This window comes from Pseudomonas sp. B21-023 (assembly GCF_024749165.1).
In the GTDB taxonomy this organism is placed as follows: Bacteria; Pseudomonadota; Gammaproteobacteria; order Pseudomonadales; family Pseudomonadaceae; genus Aquipseudomonas.
In genome coordinates, this window is record NZ_CP087190.1 from 2525075 (window position 1) to 2541189 (window position 16115).

The window sequence follows — 16115 nt, forward strand, 5'->3', positions numbered from 1 at the left end:
TCGCCCTGGTCCGTCAGTGATCCGCCAGCCTGTCATCCTGTGACAGCAGCGCCTGGGCCAGCTCTTCGTCACTGGCCTGCAGCCCCGGATTGGCCTGGCGCACCTCGGCCAGCGCCGCTTCCAGATAGGCCCCGCGAATGGCACCGCCACTGGCGACGAAGGCCGACAGCTCGTCGCGGGCCGGGATGATCCGTTTGTCATCCTTGAAGGTCGAGTACAGCGAGGCGGAGACCCCCGCCGAGGTGGCGACGTCCCCAGCATCGACGCGGGCCAGGGCGGCACCGGCAGGGAGCAGGAGCAGCAGCGAGGGAACGAGCAGTAAGTGGCGCATGGCGAGTCCTCCGGAAAGGTGATGCCCAAGGGTGTTACTGCATGTTCATAAGAGCGGTGGCGGGTGTCAGGAGTTCCTTGAGTTGTGTTGTCCCTCCTGAAGAACCCATATGTTGCTTGACTTATAATCGGTACTGATAGCGATGCGGCCGCGTTGGATGACATTCGGCAACACTTGAACGCCGCGCACGCGCGCTTCTGTGTAGGCGCGTTCGCTTGATGCATTCCCGCTATCGCCATCGCTATCGTAGTCCGAACTCCAGTCCGAATCCGAATCCGCTGTGGTGCCATGAGTGCGTATAACCTTCGGCGAGTTCGAAGTGTCATGGGTACCTGATTGCTGACCTGGCTGAACACGTTGGCGGGAGCCTGCGGTTGAGTACGAAGCATCGGGAACGGAAGTAGTGGCCGTTGTTCGTGAAAAATCTGCAGGAGCGCCCTTGGGCTTGCGGGTGGCGGAAACACTCGATCCTTGGGCACTGCTCTTGTTCATCCGCAGCATATGTCCTGACGGGTCAATGTGGTTAACCGGATCGCCCGCGCAATAGGCGTAAGCATTGATCCCTCCCTCAGCGAAAGGGCTCAGGCTGTCCACGGAAAAAAAACGCATCAGAATGGGGCTGTACACTCGATAGCCTTTGCCCAGCACGTAGCCCTCAAAGGGCTCATGTACCTGTGCGGTGAAGCGTAGCGCACGACCGTTGAAAGGAGTATGGCCGAAGGCTGTATAGCAAAATGCCGTTCCATCATGTGTGTTCTGATGCCTCACGATGGAACCTTGAGTGTCGATGGCCAGGATCGCTGAGTACTGCGTTAGTCGTCGGTAGATTTCCATGGCTGTGCTGTCCGAAGGGTAATGCGGTGACATTGAGCGAGTTTCTGTTCTCCGACAACTGGCAAAATTGATAGTAATCCCAAGCCCTATTCGCAAACGCCGCTGGCCGTCTGCACATTCAGGGCGAGATGTTCATCCTGCACCATGACCGCAAGGGCGGTGAAGCGTATGTGCTGATGCGTTCGAACTGATCAGTTGCCAGCGTGAGCTCAGTTTGCCCACATTGACCTCGGCCTTTGCCCATGATTTGCTCGCTGTCCTGCAGCCTGCCAATCAAAGGAACCGGATGCCATGGCCGAATACACGCTCCACTGCTTTGCCGAGTCGGGAAACGCCTACAAGGTAGCGCTGATGCTGGAACTCACCGGCCAGGACTGGGCGCCGGTGTTCGTCGACTTCTTCCATGGCCAGACCCGTGGGCAAGACTGGCGTGACGCGGTCAACGAGCAAGGGGAGGTGCCGGTGCTGGAGCATGCCGGCGAGACGCTTACACAATCGGCGCTGATCCTCGACTACCTCGCCGAGCGCAGCGGCCAGTTCGGCCCGCGTGATGATCACGAGAAGCGCGAGATCTGGCGCTGGATGCTGTTCGACAACCACAAGTTCACCAGCTACTACGCGGCGTTGCGCTTCATCTACTGCCTGAAGCAAATTGGCGAGTCGGACATCACCCGTTTTTTGCGCGAGCGGGCCAGGGCGGCCTACCAGATCGTCGATGCGCACCTGGCGAACACGCCGTTCATGGTGGGTGGACGGCTGACCATCGCCGATCTTTCGCTGGCGGGCTATGTGTACATGCCCGAGGATACCGGCCTGGCGGTTGCCGAGTTCGGGCATATCGAAGCCTGGAAGCAGCGAATCCAGGACATGCCAGGGTGGAAACACCCCTATGACCTGATGCCGAAAGCCGCTGGTTGAGGCAACGCCAGACCAGCAGATACAGGCTTGCCTTGCGATAGGGCACACGGCATGCAGGTTGGCAGGCCTGGCATTTTTGTCAGTTGCGGGCTAATGAAAGTTGCCTGCACAGTCATGCAGACAGGAACCTTGTTCAGGAGTGTGCATGTCAGTATCAACTGTTAGTAGCTCGAAAATGGCCTTGCTGGCCACCGACCGGCACGGTTCGGTGCTGCACCTGCATGCATTGCCGGTTATTCCCCAAATGCCCTATACCGCTTTTGGTTATCGGCTGCCTGCCATTGGGCTGTCCTCGGTAATGGGTTTCAATGGTCAGTTGCAGGAGCAGACGCTACTGGGGTATTTACTCGGAAATGGCTATCGGCTGTACAGCCCAGTGTTAATGAGGTTTATGTCGCCCGATAGTTTAAGTCCTTTTCGCGCAGGTGGTTGCAATGCATATGCTTACTGTGGCAATGATCCCGTGAATACTATTGATCCGTCAGGTCACAGGCGGCTACAGGCAAAAAAGGCAATGTTGATAGATACTCGGAAATCCACCTCGCGATCTATTGAGGGCGAAGATTTTTCCCCACGTAATCAGGAAGCTTGGGATAAGCCCGGAAATACGGCGAATTTTTCTCTTGGGCCAAAACGGGATACTACCGCTATCGAAAGAAGTAAGCTGTTGGTGTATGTAGTTTCTGGCGAAGAATTTTATGTAAGAGGAGTTGATCTCAAAGAATTTGACACGATTGTACGGGAAGTCTCGGCGCGCGGTAAGGCTACATACCGGCCCGCTAGCGAAGCTGAGGTGAAGAATTATAATGAGCCGTTCGATAGGCTTGGCGATATCTTTGAGGCTGGTGAGAATCAATATCGTGATGCCTTTGATGTTGATAATGAGTTGGTCAGTCTTGTTCCGGGTAGTGCAAGAATTCGAACAGGTAAAAATTATCGTCCCCGAAAGTGAATCAAAAAGTAATGAGAATTACGCTCGTGAGAAGTGGCCTGTTTCAATAAGCCTATATTTGCAGCTTTGGTGTCGTACAATTGAGGGTGCACTTTCTGAACGCGGCGGCCTGGGCTTTACAGTCACAAGGTATGCGCAACCGTCTTGGCCAACCTCACATATTGCGCCTTCAAATGCCCCTGCTCATCCAGCAGATACGCATCCATCACCTCCCGGACCACCGGCCCCGCCACGCGCCCACCGGCTTCACCATTCTCGATCATCACCGCCACTACCAGCGCCGGGTGATCGGCCGGGGCAAAGCCGACGAACAGGGCATTGTCGCGGTGGCGCTCGAGGGTCTTGTCGCGGTTATAGCGCTCACCCTGCTTGATCGCCACCACCTGCGCGGTGCCGCTCTTGCCGGCGATGCGGTACTGGGCGCCGGCGGCGGATGCGCGGGCGATGCCGCGCGGGTCGTGCATGACCATCTGCATGCCTTGGCTGACCTGGTCCCAGGCATGCTTGTCGTGCAGCACGATATCCGCCATCGGATGCGGGTCGACCGGCGCCTGGCCACCGATGGTCAGGGCCAGGTGCGGGCGGTGCCACACGCCCTTGCTGGCCAGCAGGCTGGTGGCCTGGGCCAGTTGCAGCGGGGTCACCTGCATGTAGCCCTGGCCAATGCCGAGAATCAGCGTTTCGCCGGGGAACCAGGCCTGGCGCCGGGTGGCGCGCTTCCACGCCTGCGACGGCATCAGCCCCGGCGCTTCCTCGAACATGTCAAGCGAGACCTTCTGGCCGAGGCCGAACTCGGCCATGTAGTCGTGCAGGCGGTCGATGCCCAGCTTGTGCGCCAGGTCGTAGAAGTAGGTGTCGTTGGAGCGCATGATCGCGCTGTACAGGTCCACCCAGCCATCGCCCGTGCGGTTCCAGTTGCGGTACTTGTGCTCGTAGTTGGGCAACTCGTAGTAGCCAGGGTCGAACACCCGGCTGCCGGGGGTGATCACGCCGCTGTCGAGGCCGGCGATGGCCACCTCGGGCTTGACCGTCGAACCTGGGGCGTACAGCCCGCGCAGCACCCGGTTGAACAGCGGCCGGTCGATGGAGTCGCGCAGGGCAGCGTATTGCTTGAAGCTGATGCCCTTGACGAACAGGTTGGGGTCGAACGCCGGGTTGCTGACCATCGCCAGCACGTCGCCGTTGGCCGGGTCGAGCACCACCACCGCGCCGCGCCGATCGCCCAGGGCCTTCTCGGCGGCTTGCTGCAGGTGGGCGTCGAGGCTCAGCACGATGTCCTTGCCCGGCACCGGGTTGTGATGATTGAGCACGCGCATCACCCGGCCCTGGGCGTTGGTCTCGACTTCCTCGTAGCCCACCTGGCCGTGCAGCTGGTCCTCGTAGAAACGCTCGATGCCGGTCTTGCCGATCGACTGGGTGCCACGGTAGGCGGTGCTGTCGAGGCTCTTGGCTTCCTTCTCGTTGATGCGTCCGACGTAGCCGACCGAATGGGCGAAGTGTTCGGCCAAGGGGTACTCGCGAATGAATTGCGGCTCTACCTCCAGCCCCGGCAGGCGGAACTGGTTGACCGCGATCAGGGCGATCTGCTCCTCGCTCAGGCCGACCAGCAGGGTCACCGGCTCGAACGGCTTGCGGCCGCGGCGCAGGTCCTTGTCGAACTGCTGGCGGTCGTCATCGGACAGTCCCAGGACTTGCGCCAGGTTGTCGAGCACCTTCTTCGAATCGCCGGCCCGCTCGCGGGTCATGGTCAGGTTGAAGCTGGGCTTGTTGTCGGCCAGCACCACGCCGTTGCGATCATAGATCAGGCCGCGTTCGGGCGGGATCGGCAGCACGTGCACGCGGTTGTTTTCCGACACCGCCGACTGCTGGTCGTGCTGCAACACCTGCAGCACGTAGAGCCGACCTACCAGCACCGCCACCAGGCCGAGCACCAGCAGGGCGCAGGCCAGCAGCCGGCGGTTGACCAGGTGCTTTTCCTTTTCGTGGTCCTTGAGAGGAATCGGTTGCGGCATGAGCACAGGAGAGCGGCGGGTGGGGCGGCGATGCTACGCGGGCAGGCGGTGGGGCTCAAGACGAGAGCGCCGCCCTGCGCAGCCCAGGCATGGGCCTGGCCCGCAGGCAAGGGTGCTGCGGCGATCATGAAGTTTCCTTCATGTGAGCTGCGGGAAACACCTGACGCCACAACTAGGCAATGAATTCAGTTTCTCCGGTGACCTCAGCACCTTCACCTTCACCTTCATCCTGGCGAACGCTGAGCACCACGGCACCTGCGCACAAGCCCAGCAGCCCGACGCTGGCCACCACGATATCCCCCATTCCCATGCCGGCGAGCATTAGCACCAGGTTGATACGAAACAGAGCGGTCATGGCGATCTCCAGGGCAGGGCGAGCGAAGTCCGAAGTATCACCATACCGCTCTGAAGGCCGAGGTACAGGGCAGGAGGGAGGGTTTGGCAGTGTATGCGCCTGCTTTGGCACAAAGCCCGCCACTTGACGGCATGGGCCATCCCTGATTTCATTGAAACCGGTTTCATCAACCCTGCACAAACACCTACAAGAAGGGCTCAGGGGTGGATAAAGACGCAGTTCCCGTCCGCGGGCGGGTCACTATCAGCGAGGTCGCGAAGGCGGCCGGCGTCTCCAAGGCAACCGTCTCGCGCTATATGGGCGAGGATCGGCAACTGCTCGCCGAGGCTACCGCGCAGCGGATCGAAGCCGTCGTCGAGCGCCTGGGCTATCGCCCCAACCGCATGGCCAGTGCCCTCAAGCGCGGCCGCACCGGGCTGATCGGCATGCTCCTGGCGGATATCCGCAACCCCTATTCCGTGGCAGTGATGCACGCTGTCGAGACGGCCTGTCGGCAGCACGGCTACAGCCTGGTGGTGTGCAACACCGACTGTGACGACGCCCAGGAGCGCAGCCAGCTGCAGGCCCTGCAGTCGTATAACGTCGACGGCCTGATCGTGAACACCCTGGGCCACCGCGCCGGGGAACTGGCCAGCCTGGCCCGCGACCTGCCCATGGTGCTGGTCGACCGGCAACTGGCGGGGCTGCCGGTCGATCTGGTGGGCCTGGACAACAGCGACGCCGTCGAGCAGGCGCTGGATCACCTTGAACACAACGGTTATCGCGACATCCTCGCCGTCACCGAGCCACTCGATGGCACCAGCTCGCGGCAGGAGCGCGTGGATGCCTTCCAGGCCTCCATCGCCCGGCGTCGTGGGTTGCGCGGGCAGGTGCTGGAGGTGGGGGCGGGCCTCGCCGAGCAGCTGGGCGCGTTCATCGCCGGGGCAGAGCACGGCCCGCAGGCGCTGTTCAGTTGCAACGGAGTCGCCACCCTGGAGCTGGTGCGGGTGCTGCACGCCAGGGGCGGGCCGCTGTTCCAGGACCTGGGCCTGCTGGCGCTGGACGACCTGGACTGGTACCCGCTGGTGGGCGACGGCATCAGCGCATTGGCGCAACCCACCGGGCGCATCGGCGCTGCGGCGTTCCAGTGCCTGCTGGAGCGCTTGCAAGGCAGCCCTCTGCCTGCCCGGCGCCTGGATTTGCGCGCGCAGCTCATTGCGCGGGGCTCTACCCGATCACACCACTGACGGCGTCCCGGACGCCGTTGTTGCCGGGAAAAAATGAAACCGGTTTCATCTACAAGAACAAGGACTACCACGATGCGCACGCACACTGTCTCCATCAGCTTGTCGAGTTTCGGTGCCGATGCCGTAAGGCGGTTCGGTCAGGCCAGTTACCTGCCGTTGCTCGCCGCGGCCGGGGCGCGGCGGGTGGAGTGGCGCGAGGAGCTGTTCGACGCCGCGCCTGATGCCGCTACCTTGGCCAACCTGGCCGCCGAGCATGGCCTGCAGAGTCTCTACTCCACGCCACTGGAACTGTGGCGCGAGGACGGCAGCCTGGAGCCCGCGATTGCCCAGCGCCTGCAGTTGGCGGGTGAGATCGGTGCGGTGGCGCTCAAGGTGTCGCTGGGTCATTTCCAGGCTGGCTGCGATTTGCAGGCGCTGGCGCCACTGTTGCAGCACAAGACGGCGCTGTACGTGGAAAACGACCAGACGCCCTACGGCGGGCGGCTGCAGACCTTGGTGAAGTTTTTTCGCGAGGCCCAGGTCCAGGGCGTGGCGCCGGGCATGACCTTCGACATCGGCAACTGGTACTGGCACGACGAGTCGCCGCTGCTGGCCGCGCAATTGCTGGGGCATTGGGTGCGCTACGTGCACTGCAAGGCGGTGGCGCGCCGCGCCGACGGGCGCCTTGTGGCCGTGGTGCCCGAGGACCTCGACCTGGCCCAGTGGCGCGAATTGATGACGCATTTCGCCCCGGGCCTGCCGCGTGCCATCGAGTACCCCCTGGCCGGCGAGGACCTGCTGGCACTGACGGCGCGCCAGGTCGCGCAACTGGCCGAGCTGGAAGGGCAGGTGTGCCATGGCTGAGCATGACGTGCTGTGCTTCGGTGAAACCATGGCCATGTTCGTGGCGGCGCAGCCGGGCGACCTGGCCCAGGTCGAGGGCTTCGGCAAACGCATCGCCGGTGCCGACAGCAACGTGGCCATCGGCTTGTCACGCCTGGGCCTGCGGGTGCAATGGCTGAGCCGGGTCGGCGACGACTCGCTCGGTGCCTTCGTGCTCGACAGCCTGCGCCGCGAAGGCCTGGACTGTTGCAGTGTCGAGATCGATGCCGGGCACCCCACGGGGTTCCAGCTCAAGGAGCGCTGCGACGATGGCAGCGATCCGAAAGTCGAGTATTTCCGCCGTGATTCGGCGGCCAGTCGGCTGTCGCCCGCGCTGCTGCGGCCGGCGTTGTTGCAGGCCAGGCACCTGCATGCCACGGGCATTCCGGCGGCGCTTTCAGGCAGTTGCCGCGAACTGTGTCACCAGTTGCTGGACGGCATGCGAGCCAATGGCCGCAGCATCTCCTTCGACCCCAACCTGCGTCCCTCGCTGTGGCCCGACCGCCAGACCATGGTGCGCGAGGTCAACGCCCTGGCGGCCAAGGCCGACTGGGTGCTGCCAGGGCTGGAGGAGGGGCGCCTGCTCACCGGTCGGCAGTCGCCGCAGGCCATCGCCGAGTTCTACCTAGAGCAGGGCGCGCAATACGTGGCCATCAAGCTGGGGGCCGAAGGCGCCTACTGGCGCGATGCCCAGGGTGCCCATGGCGTGGTGCCCGGCCAGCCGGTCGCCCGGGTAGTGGACACCGTGGGTGCGGGCGATGCCTTCGCCGTCGGGGTGATCAGCGCCTTGCTCGAAGGCTTGCCGCTGCGCCGCGCCGTGGCACGCGGCAACTGGTGCGGCAGCCGCGCGGTGCAGAGCCGCGGCGACATGGAAGGGCTGCCGCAACGTCATGAACTGGACCACCACGAAAGCCCTGTGCGCGAAGCACGCTGAAGCGCCGGCCTGTGCGCAACCTGATGTGACAAGAACAACAAGACCAGGAGAACACCCATGCAGATCGATCGACTCGCACCCAGACGCTGGTGGTACATCATGCCCATCGTCTTCATTACCTACAGCCTGGCCTACCTCGACCGGGCCAACTACGGCTTCGCCGCGGCCTCGGGCATGGCCGACGACCTGAGGATCACCCCGGCGCTGTCGTCGCTGCTCGGCGCGCTGTTCTTCCTTGGCTACTTCTTCTTCCAGGTGCCGGGCGCCCTGTACGCGCAGAAGCGCAGCGTGAAGAAGCTGATCTTCGCCAGCCTGATCCTCTGGGGCGGGCTGGCCACGCTGACCGGGATCGTCCACGACGTCTATTGGCTGATCGCCATCCGCTTTCTCCTGGGCGTGGTCGAGGCGGCGGTGATGCCGGCCATGCTCATCTATCTGTGTCACTGGTTCACCCGCGCCGAGCGCTCGCGGGCCAACACCTTCCTGATCCTCGGCAACCCGGTGACCATCCTGTGGATGTCGGTGGTCTCGGGCTACCTGGTGCAGCAGTTCGACTGGCGCTGGATGTTCATCATCGAAGGCGCGCCGGCCATTCTCTGGGCGTTCATCTGGTGGCGCCTGGTCGATGACCGACCGGAGCAGGCCAAGTGGCTCGATGCCCGGGAGAAGGCCGCGCTGCGCGAAGCGCTGGAGGCCGAGCAGCAGGGCATCAAGCCGGTGAAGAACTATGCCGAGGCATTCCGTTCGCCCACGGTGATCATCCTGTCGCTGCAGTACTTCTGCTGGAGCATCGGTGTGTACGGCTTCGTCCTCTGGCTACCGTCGATCCTCAAACAGGCCGCCGCGCTGGACATCGTCACCGCCGGCTGGCTGTCGGCGGTGCCCTACCTGGGGGCGGTGCTGGCCATGCTCGGGGTGTCGTGGGCCTCGGACCGCCTGCAGAAGCGCAAGCGCTTCGTCTGGCCGCCGCTGCTGATCGCCGCGCTGGCGTTCTACGGCTCCTATGCCCTGGGCACCGAGCACTTCTGGTGGTCATACGCCTTGCTGGTGATCGCCGGGGCCTGCATGTACGCGCCCTACGGGCCGTTTTTCGCGATCGTTCCCGAACTGTTGCCGGCCAACGTCGCCGGGGGCGCCATGGCGCTGATCAACAGCATGGGCGCGCTGGGCTCGTTCTCGGGCTCGTATCTGGTCGGCTACCTCAATGGTGTCACCGGCGGCCCCGGCGCCTCGTACCTGTTCATGTGCGGTGCACTGCTGCTGGCCGTGGCCCTGACCGCCGTCCTCAACCCCTTGCAACAGGCGCGCCGGCACAACCTGGCGCCGAGCCGATAGGAGCCTCAGCATGAAAAAGCGCATCGTCGCCTACAAACGCCTCTCCGATGAACTGATGGCGCGCCTGCACGCGCAGGCCGAGGTGACCCTGGTGGAAGCGCCGGCCGCCGATGGCCTGGCGCGCTTGCGCGCGGCGCTGCCGGGCGCCCATGGCCTGCTGGGCGCCAGCCTGCGCCTGGACCGCGCGCTGCTCGACCTGGCGCCGCAGCTGGAGGTGATCTCCAGCGTGTCGGTGGGCGTGGACAACTACGATATCGAGGCGCTGGATCAGCGCGGGGTGCTGCTGACCAACACCCCCGACGTGCTCACCGAAACCACCGCCGACACCGGTTTCGCGCTGATCCTGGCCTGTGCCCGGCGCGTGGTCGAGCTCGATGGCTGGATTCGCGCCGGCCACTGGCGGGCCGGGATCGGGCCGGCGCAGTTCGGCTGCGACGTGCAGGGCAAGACCTTGGGCATCGTCGGCATGGGCCGTATCGGCGAGGCCCTGGCCCGGCGCGCGCATGCCGGTTTCGGCATGCGCGTGCTGTACCACACCCGCAGCCCGCGGCCCGAGGTGGAGGCGCGGTACGGCGCTGGCTATCGCAGCCTTGACGCGTTGCTGGCCGAGTCCGATTTCATCTGCCTGTGCCTGCCGCTGACCGGCGCTACGCAAAACCTGATCGGCGCGCGCGAGCTGGCCCTGATGAAACCCTCGGCGATCCTGGTGAACATTTCCCGCGGCCGCGTGCTCGACGAGGCGGCACTGTTGCAGGCGCTGGCCGAGCGGCGCATTCGTGGCGCCGGGTTGGACGTGTTCGTGCAGGAGCCGCTGGCGGCGGATTCGCCGCTGCTGCAACTGGACAACCTGGTGGTCACCCCGCATATCGGCTCGGCCACGCTGGAGACCCGCGAAGCCATGGCCCGCTGCGCAGTGGACAACCTGCTGGCCGCGCTGGCCGGCGAGCGGCCGACGAATCTGGTCAACCCGAGGGCGTGGGAGTTGCGTATGCGTTGAACCTGGCAAGCGTTTCGTTTGCCTGATAACAACAGCTCTTGTGTGATTTCGAGGAGTGGGGCCGCTGCGCGACCCTTTCGCCGGCAAGCCGGCTCCCACACTGACCGTGCTGCCCTAAAGCCAAGCGCCGTCCCTGTGGGAGCCGGCTTGCCGGCGAAAGGGCTGCGCAGCAGCCCCGGCCCCACCCACCAAAGGAGCGACGATTCCCGTATGACCTGATCAACAGAGAGACATCCTCATGTCCAAGGACCAACCCGCCTCCGTGCAACCGGCGCGCCGGGCGTTCCTGCGCCAATCCCTGACCCTGATCCCGGTGGCGACCCTCGCCAGCACGGGACTGGGCGGTGCAGTGCTCGCCGACAGCGCCACCCCGGCAGCCGCCGAACCGGCCCGGCCGGTTACCGCGCGCGCCTACCAGCCGACCTTCTTCACCCAGGAGGAGTGGGCCTTCGTCAGCGCCGCCGTGGCCGTGCTCATCCCCACTGATGCCCTGGGCGCGGGCGCGGCCGATGCCGGCGTACCCGAGTTCATCGACCGCCAGCTCAACACCCGCTACGGCAGTGGCGGGCTGTGGTACATGCAGGGGCCATTCCACCCCGACGCCCCCAGCGAGCTGGGCTACCAGCTCAAGCTCAACCCCCAGGAGATCTACCGGCTGGGCATCGCCGAGACCGACGCCTGGTGCAAGGCGCAGTTCGGCAAGGTGTTCGCCCAGCTCGGTCTTGCGCACCAGCAGCAGGTACTGGAAGCCCTGGACGGCGGCACGGCGACATTTGCCTCTTTGCCGGCGGCCAGCTTCTTCAACATGCTCTGGCTCAACACCCGCGAAGGCTTTTTCAGCGACCCGCTGCACGGCGGCAACCAGGGGTTGGTGGGCTGGAAGCTGGTGGGCTTCCCCGGCGCCCGCGCCGATTTCATGGACTGGGTGGAGCGCGACGAGCGTTATCCGTTCCCGCCGGTCTCCATCAGCGGCGAGCGGGGTTGAAGCATGAGCCAGATGAAAAAAGTCGATGTGGTCATCGTCGGGTTCGGCTGGGCCGGGGCAATCATGGCCAAGGAGCTGACAGAGGCCGGCCTGCAGGTGGTTGCCCTGGAGCGAGGCCCGGCCCGGGACACCTACCCGGACGGCGTCTACCCGCAGACCATGGACGAGCTGACCTACAACTCGCGCAAGAAGCTGTTCATGGACATCTCCCGCGAGACCGTGACCCTGCGCCACAGCATCAACGACGTGGCCGTGCCGTATCGCCAGTTCGGCGCCTTCCTGCCCGGCACCGGCACGGGTGGGGCGGGGCTGCACTGGTCCGGCGTGCATTTTCGCGTCGACCCGGTTGAGCTGCGCCTGCGCAGCCACTATGAGGAGCGCTACGGCAAGGCCTTCATCCCCGAAGGCATGACCATCCAGGACTTCGGCGTGAGCTACGAAGAGCTGGAGCCATACTTCGATTTCGCCGAGAAAGTGTTCGGCACCTCCGGCACGGCCTGGTCGATCAAGGGCCAGGTGGTGGGCCGCGACAAGGGCGGCAACCCGTTCGCCGCCGACCGTTCCAGCGACTTCCCGCTGGTGGCGCAGAAGAGCACCGTGTCGGCGCAACTGTTCGAGAAGGCCGCCCGTGAAGTCGGTTATCACCCCTACAACCTGCCGTCGGCCAACACCTCCGGGCCGTACACCAACCCCTACGGCGCGCAGATGGGGCCGTGCAACTTCTGCGGTTATTGCAGCGGCTATGCCTGCTACATGTACTCCAAGGCCTCGCCCAACGTGAACATCCTGCCGGCCCTGCGCCAGGTGCCCAACTTCGAGTTGCGCAACAACGCCCATGTGCTGCGGGTCAACCTGACCCAGGACAAACACCTGGCCACCGGCGTGACCTATGTCGACAGCCAGGGGCGCGAGGTCGAGCAAGCGGCCGACCTGGTGATCCTCGGTGCCTTCCAGTACAACAATGTGCGCCTGATGCTGCTCTCGGGCATCGGCAAGCCTTACGATCCGGTCAGCAACCAGGGGGTGGTGGGGCGCAATTTTGCCTACCAGAACATCTCGACCGTGACCGCGTTCTTCGACCGCGACAGCCACCACACCAACCCCTTCATCGGTGCCGGCGGCAACGGTGTGGCGGTGGACGATTTCAACGCCGACAACTTCGACCATGGCCCCCACGGTTTCGTCGGCGGCTCGCCGTTCTGGGTCAACCAGGCGGGCGCCAAGCCGATCTCCGGCACCAAGGTGCCGCCGGGCACGCCGAAATGGGGCAGTGCCTGGAAGGCCGCGGTGGCCGACAGCTACCGGCACATGCTGTCGATGGACGCCCACGGCGCGCACCAGTCCTATCGCGACAACTACCTCGACCTGGACCCGGTGTACAAGGACGCCTACGGCCAGCCGTTGCTGCGCATGACCTTCGACTGGAAGGACAACGACGTGAAGATGAACCGCTTCATGGTCGAGCGCATGGGCAAGATCGCCGAGGCCATGGGGCCCAAGGCGATCAGCGCGGGGAAAAAGGCCTTCGGCCAGCACTTCGATGCCTCCACCTACCAGACCACCCACCTCAATGGCGGCGCAATCATGGGCACCGACCCGAAGACCAGCGCGCTCAATCGCTACCTGCAATGCTGGGACGTGCACAACGTGTTCGTACCTGGCGCCTCGGCCTTCCCCCAGGGCCTGGGCTACAACCCCACCGGGCTGGTGGCGGCGTTGACCTACTGGTCGGCGCGGGCGATCCGCGAACGCTACCTGAAGAACCCCGGCCCACTGGTGCAGGCATGAGGAGGCCGGTCATGAAACTCAAGACACTGTTCATCGCCATGCTCGGCCTGGGTGCGAGCACCTTGCTGCATGCCGCCGACGGCGTCGATCCAGCCTTGGTCAAGCAGGGCGAGTACCTGGCCCGAGCCGGCGACTGCGTGGCCTGCCACACCGCCAAGGGCGGCAAGCCCTTCGCCGGCGGGCTGCCGATGGAGACGCCGATCGGCACCCTGTATTCGACCAACATCACCCCGGACGTCAGCGGCATCGGCCAGTACCGCTACGAAGACTTCGAGCGCGCCGTGCGCCAGGGCATCGGAAAGGATGGCAGTACGCTGTATCCGGCCATGCCGTACCCGTCCTATGCCCGGGTCAGCGATCAGGACATGCAGGCGCTGTATGCCTACTTCATGCACGGCGTGCAGCCGGTGGCGCAGCAGAACAAGGCCAGCGACATCCCTTGGCCATTGAGCATGCGCTGGCCGCTGGCGTTCTGGCGTGGGTTGTTCGCGCCCGAGGTCAAGCCGTTCGAAGCCGCAGGGCGTGATCCGGTGGTGGCGCGGGGTGCCTACCTGGTCGAAGGGCTGGGCCATTGCGGCGCCTGTCATACGCCACGGGCGATCACCCTGCAGGAAAAGGCATTGGATACCACTGATGGCGACGCTTTCCTGGCCGGCAGCGCACCGCTCGAGGGCTGGATCGCCAAGAGCCTGCGCGGCGACCACAAGGACGGCCTGGGCAGTTGGAACGAGGCGCAGATCGTCGCCTTCCTCAAGACCGGCCGCAACGAGCGCACGGCGGTGTTCGGCGGCATGAGCGACGTGGTCGAGCACAGCATGCAGTACATGAGCGATGCCGACCTGACGGCCATTGCTCGCTACCTGAAGACCTTGCCACCGACCAACCCGGACGACCAGCCGTTCCAGGCGGACCCCAGCGTGGCCCGGGCGCTGTGGCAAGGCGATGACGGCAAGAAGGGCGCGGCGTTGTACGTGGACAACTGCGGGGCTTGCCACCGTACCGACGGCCAGGGCTATGCCCGGGTGTTCCCGGCGCTGGCAGGCAATCCGGTGGTGCAGGGGCAGGATGCCACCTCGCTGATCCACATCGTGCTGGAAGGCGCGACCCTCCCGGCCACGGCGAGCGCGCCGTCGACGTTCAGCATGCCCGGCTTCGCCTGGCGGCTGTCGGACCAGCAGGTGGCCGATGTGGTCAACTTCATTCGCAGCAGCTGGGGCAACCAGGCCGCGGCGGTGACCGCGGGGCAGGTGGCGGCGCTGCGCAAGGCGGCACCGCTGCCGCTCAAGGCGCAGACACTGATCGGCGATACCACGGGGATTGCGGAGCCTTGATCGACAGGCCTGATTGACAGGGAGGTGTTGTGGGAGGGGGCTTGTCCCGCGATGGCAGCTTGGCCAGATCGTTGGGCAAGCCCGCTCCCTCGGCTGCCGATTACGCCGCCGAATACCTCGAAACCACTTCAATATATGCTAATAAATTACATTTCATATAGCTAATAACCATTTGAATTATATGAACTATTTTTTAGCAACTGCATGCTGGGCACATTGCTCGTAGTACGTCTGCTTGATCGCCGCCGGCTTAAGCCGCGAGCGGCTGTTGTACGTCTGCTCGGTGATCCCGAACGCCGTCATGCGCATCCATGGCTTGGCGAACTTGCGTACCTGCAGCTTCTTGCGCGTGGCATACAGGGTCACCCCGGAAAGCTTGGCCTGCTGGGCCTCGGCGGCGATTTGCGCGCCCCAGCCGCATACCTGGCGATCGTTCTGGCTCAGGGCCCGGGCCTGTGCGCCGAAGGCGGTTGTGGCCAGCAGGCAGCCAGCCACGGTTGCTAGAATTACGCGCATGTTGCTGTCCTAAGCATCTGAAGGAAAACAAAGTTTGCCCGCGCTTTCGACGCCTGGGGGCCAGCAGTTTGCCGTCAGGCGATGGCCATTTGCAGTCCATCGCGGGAACGCCAGCGCAACGATTGCAGGGCCAGGGCGGCAACCCACAACACGCTGATGCCGTAGTTGAGGCGCTGGTACAGGCCGAACAGTTCACCGCCTTGCGCGGCTTTGGCCATCAGCACCACGGTGATTATCGCCAGCACCGAGCACAGCAGCGACCACCTTCCCAGCCACGGGGAGCCTGCCACGCGTTTGCCCAGCCAGATCCACAGCACGCTGGCCAGGGTCAGCGAGAGGAACATCAGCAGGCCGCTGAGATTGTGCATCTGTTGCGAGAACGACGGCTCCAGCGGCGCGCAGCCCTGGTCGCAGGGGAACCAGCCGGTACCCAGGCTGCCGACAGCGTGCAGCAGCACCAGCCCCGCGCTCAACCGAGCCAGCCCCGAGTACCGCCAACGCCGCGCCAGGCCCCAGGCGAACAGGCTGAAAAGCAATGCCAGGGGGAAGTTGTTGACCCAGGGCGAGAAGCCATGGGTCGGCGCGCCGACCGCGCCGAGCTGGCTCATGGCCTGTTGCAGATGGTCGTAGCCGGGATAGTCCAGGGCGGTCAGGCCAACGCCCGCCAGCAGCCAGAGCGGGATGAGCAGGCCAGTGGCGAGCAGCAGGCGATCAAACGTCTTCATGCGGTTTCCTTCCTT

The 16115-nt window shown here is 64.4% G+C and carries 16 protein-coding genes; 10 read left to right on the forward strand and 6 right to left on the reverse strand.

Annotation, left to right across the window (positions count from 1 at the left end; genetic code table 11):
- Window positions 1-13: 13 nt before the first annotated feature.
- The gene (locus tag LOY42_RS11460; protein ID WP_102684839.1) at window positions 14-331 is read right to left on the reverse strand and encodes a DUF2388 domain-containing protein; all 318 of its coding nucleotides are present in this window, start codon (window positions 329-331) and stop codon (window positions 14-16) included.
- Window positions 332-397: 66 nt separating this feature from the next.
- Entirely contained in the window at window positions 398-1165 is a 768-nt protein-coding gene (locus tag LOY42_RS11465; protein WP_258600685.1) for an RHS repeat-associated core domain-containing protein, read from the reverse strand.
- A 291-nt stretch (window positions 1166-1456) separates the two neighbouring features.
- Here LOY42_RS11465 and LOY42_RS11470 point away from each other — a divergent pair, with 291 nt between their 5' ends.
- Together LOY42_RS11470 and LOY42_RS11475 are read left to right on the forward strand one after the other, a co-directional pair.
- On the forward strand, window positions 1457-2083 hold the full coding sequence (locus LOY42_RS11470) for a glutathione S-transferase family protein (protein ID WP_258600687.1): 627 nt from the start codon (window positions 1457-1459) through the stop codon (window positions 2081-2083).
- Between the two features lie 145 nt (window positions 2084-2228).
- Window positions 2229-3035 carry an RHS repeat-associated core domain-containing protein gene (locus LOY42_RS11475; protein ID WP_258600689.1) on the forward strand — a complete coding sequence of 269 codons (807 nt, stop codon included), beginning with the start codon at window positions 2229-2231 and terminating at the stop codon, window positions 3033-3035.
- 122 nt (window positions 3036-3157) lie between these two features.
- On the opposite strand, the gene mrdA is transcribed toward LOY42_RS11475, so the two are convergent.
- Both mrdA and LOY42_RS11485 read right to left on the reverse strand, forming a co-directional pair.
- The gene (gene mrdA, locus LOY42_RS11480) at window positions 3158-5047 is read right to left on the reverse strand and encodes a penicillin-binding protein 2 (RefSeq protein WP_258600691.1); all 1890 of its coding nucleotides are present in this window, start codon (window positions 5045-5047) and stop codon (window positions 3158-3160) included.
- A gap of 172 nt (window positions 5048-5219) precedes the next feature.
- A complete protein-coding gene (locus tag LOY42_RS11485; RefSeq protein WP_139670641.1) occupies window positions 5220-5402 on the reverse strand; it encodes a hypothetical protein in 183 nt (60 codons plus the stop codon).
- Window positions 5403-5605: 203 nt separating this feature from the next.
- Here LOY42_RS11485 and LOY42_RS11490 point away from each other — a divergent pair, with 203 nt between their 5' ends.
- From LOY42_RS11490 to LOY42_RS11525, 8 genes are all read left to right on the forward strand, one after another.
- Window positions 5606-6628: a LacI family DNA-binding transcriptional regulator gene (locus LOY42_RS11490; RefSeq protein WP_139670639.1), complete on the forward strand. Its 1023-nt coding sequence runs from the start codon at window positions 5606-5608 to the stop codon at window positions 6626-6628.
- Between the two features lie 72 nt (window positions 6629-6700).
- A complete protein-coding gene (locus LOY42_RS11495) occupies window positions 6701-7471 on the forward strand; it encodes a sugar phosphate isomerase/epimerase (protein WP_139670637.1) in 771 nt (256 codons plus the stop codon).
- Window positions 7464-8423: a sugar kinase gene (locus LOY42_RS11500; RefSeq protein WP_258600694.1), complete on the forward strand. Its 960-nt coding sequence runs from the start codon at window positions 7464-7466 to the stop codon at window positions 8421-8423. The genes LOY42_RS11495 and LOY42_RS11500 overlap by 8 nt, the downstream gene beginning before the upstream one ends.
- A gap of 57 nt (window positions 8424-8480) precedes the next feature.
- Window positions 8481-9758 carry an MFS transporter gene (locus LOY42_RS11505; protein ID WP_139670633.1) on the forward strand — a complete coding sequence of 426 codons (1278 nt, stop codon included), beginning with the start codon at window positions 8481-8483 and terminating at the stop codon, window positions 9756-9758.
- Between the two features lie 10 nt (window positions 9759-9768).
- Window positions 9769-10755 (forward strand): D-glycerate dehydrogenase, encoded by a 987-nt coding sequence (locus LOY42_RS11510; RefSeq protein WP_139670631.1) that lies wholly within the window; start codon window positions 9769-9771, stop codon window positions 10753-10755.
- 238 nt (window positions 10756-10993) lie between these two features.
- The gene (locus tag LOY42_RS11515; protein WP_139670629.1) at window positions 10994-11740 is read left to right on the forward strand and encodes a gluconate 2-dehydrogenase subunit 3 family protein; all 747 of its coding nucleotides are present in this window, start codon (window positions 10994-10996) and stop codon (window positions 11738-11740) included.
- Window positions 11741-11752: 12 nt separating this feature from the next.
- Window positions 11753-13528 (forward strand): GMC family oxidoreductase, encoded by a 1776-nt coding sequence (locus LOY42_RS11520; RefSeq protein WP_408981078.1) that lies wholly within the window; start codon window positions 11753-11755, stop codon window positions 13526-13528.
- An 11-nt stretch (window positions 13529-13539) separates the two neighbouring features.
- Window positions 13540-14859: a c-type cytochrome gene (locus tag LOY42_RS11525; protein WP_408981070.1), complete on the forward strand. Its 1320-nt coding sequence runs from the start codon at window positions 13540-13542 to the stop codon at window positions 14857-14859.
- A 186-nt stretch (window positions 14860-15045) separates the two neighbouring features.
- Here the strand turns inward: LOY42_RS11525 and LOY42_RS11530 are convergent, their stop codons facing one another.
- A complete protein-coding gene (locus LOY42_RS11530; RefSeq protein ID WP_102685238.1) occupies window positions 15046-15375 on the reverse strand; it encodes a hypothetical protein in 330 nt (109 codons plus the stop codon).
- Between the two features lie 74 nt (window positions 15376-15449).
- Complete coding sequence (locus tag LOY42_RS11535) at window positions 15450-16100, reverse strand: DUF998 domain-containing protein (protein WP_139670626.1); 651 nt, start codon at window positions 16098-16100, stop codon at window positions 15450-15452.
- Between the last annotated feature and the right edge of the window lie 15 nt (window positions 16101-16115).

Coding starts and splice junctions, on each gene's coding strand:
- LOY42_RS11520 (WP_408981078.1), top strand. CDS start 11,753: ATGAAAAAAGTCGATGTGGTCATCGTCGGGTTCGGCTGGGCCGGGGCA.
- LOY42_RS11470 (WP_258600687.1), top strand. CDS start 1,457: ATGGCCGAATACACGCTCCACTGCTTTGCCGAGTCGGGAAACGCCTAC.
- LOY42_RS11505 (WP_139670633.1), top strand. CDS start 8,481: ATGCAGATCGATCGACTCGCACCCAGACGCTGGTGGTACATCATGCCC.
- LOY42_RS11485 (WP_139670641.1), bottom strand. CDS start 5,402: ATGACCGCTCTGTTTCGTATCAACCTGGTGCTAATGCTCGCCGGCATG.
- LOY42_RS11465 (WP_258600685.1), bottom strand. CDS start 1,165: ATGGAAATCTACCGACGACTAACGCAGTACTCAGCGATCCTGGCCATC.
- LOY42_RS11530 (WP_102685238.1), bottom strand. CDS start 15,375: ATGCGCGTAATTCTAGCAACCGTGGCTGGCTGCCTGCTGGCCACAACC.
- LOY42_RS11460 (WP_102684839.1), bottom strand. CDS start 331: ATGCGCCACTTACTGCTCGTTCCCTCGCTGCTGCTCCTGCTCCCTGCC.
- LOY42_RS11535 (WP_139670626.1), bottom strand. CDS start 16,100: ATGAAGACGTTTGATCGCCTGCTGCTCGCCACTGGCCTGCTCATCCCG.
- LOY42_RS11525 (WP_408981070.1), top strand. CDS start 13,540: ATGAAACTCAAGACACTGTTCATCGCCATGCTCGGCCTGGGTGCGAGC.
- LOY42_RS11515 (WP_139670629.1), top strand. CDS start 10,994: ATGTCCAAGGACCAACCCGCCTCCGTGCAACCGGCGCGCCGGGCGTTC.
- LOY42_RS11500 (WP_258600694.1), top strand. CDS start 7,464: ATGGCTGAGCATGACGTGCTGTGCTTCGGTGAAACCATGGCCATGTTC.
- LOY42_RS11510 (WP_139670631.1), top strand. CDS start 9,769: ATGAAAAAGCGCATCGTCGCCTACAAACGCCTCTCCGATGAACTGATG.
- mrdA (WP_258600691.1), bottom strand. CDS start 5,047: ATGCCGCAACCGATTCCTCTCAAGGACCACGAAAAGGAAAAGCACCTG.
- LOY42_RS11495 (WP_139670637.1), top strand. CDS start 6,701: ATGCGCACGCACACTGTCTCCATCAGCTTGTCGAGTTTCGGTGCCGAT.
- LOY42_RS11475 (WP_258600689.1), top strand. CDS start 2,229: ATGTCAGTATCAACTGTTAGTAGCTCGAAAATGGCCTTGCTGGCCACC.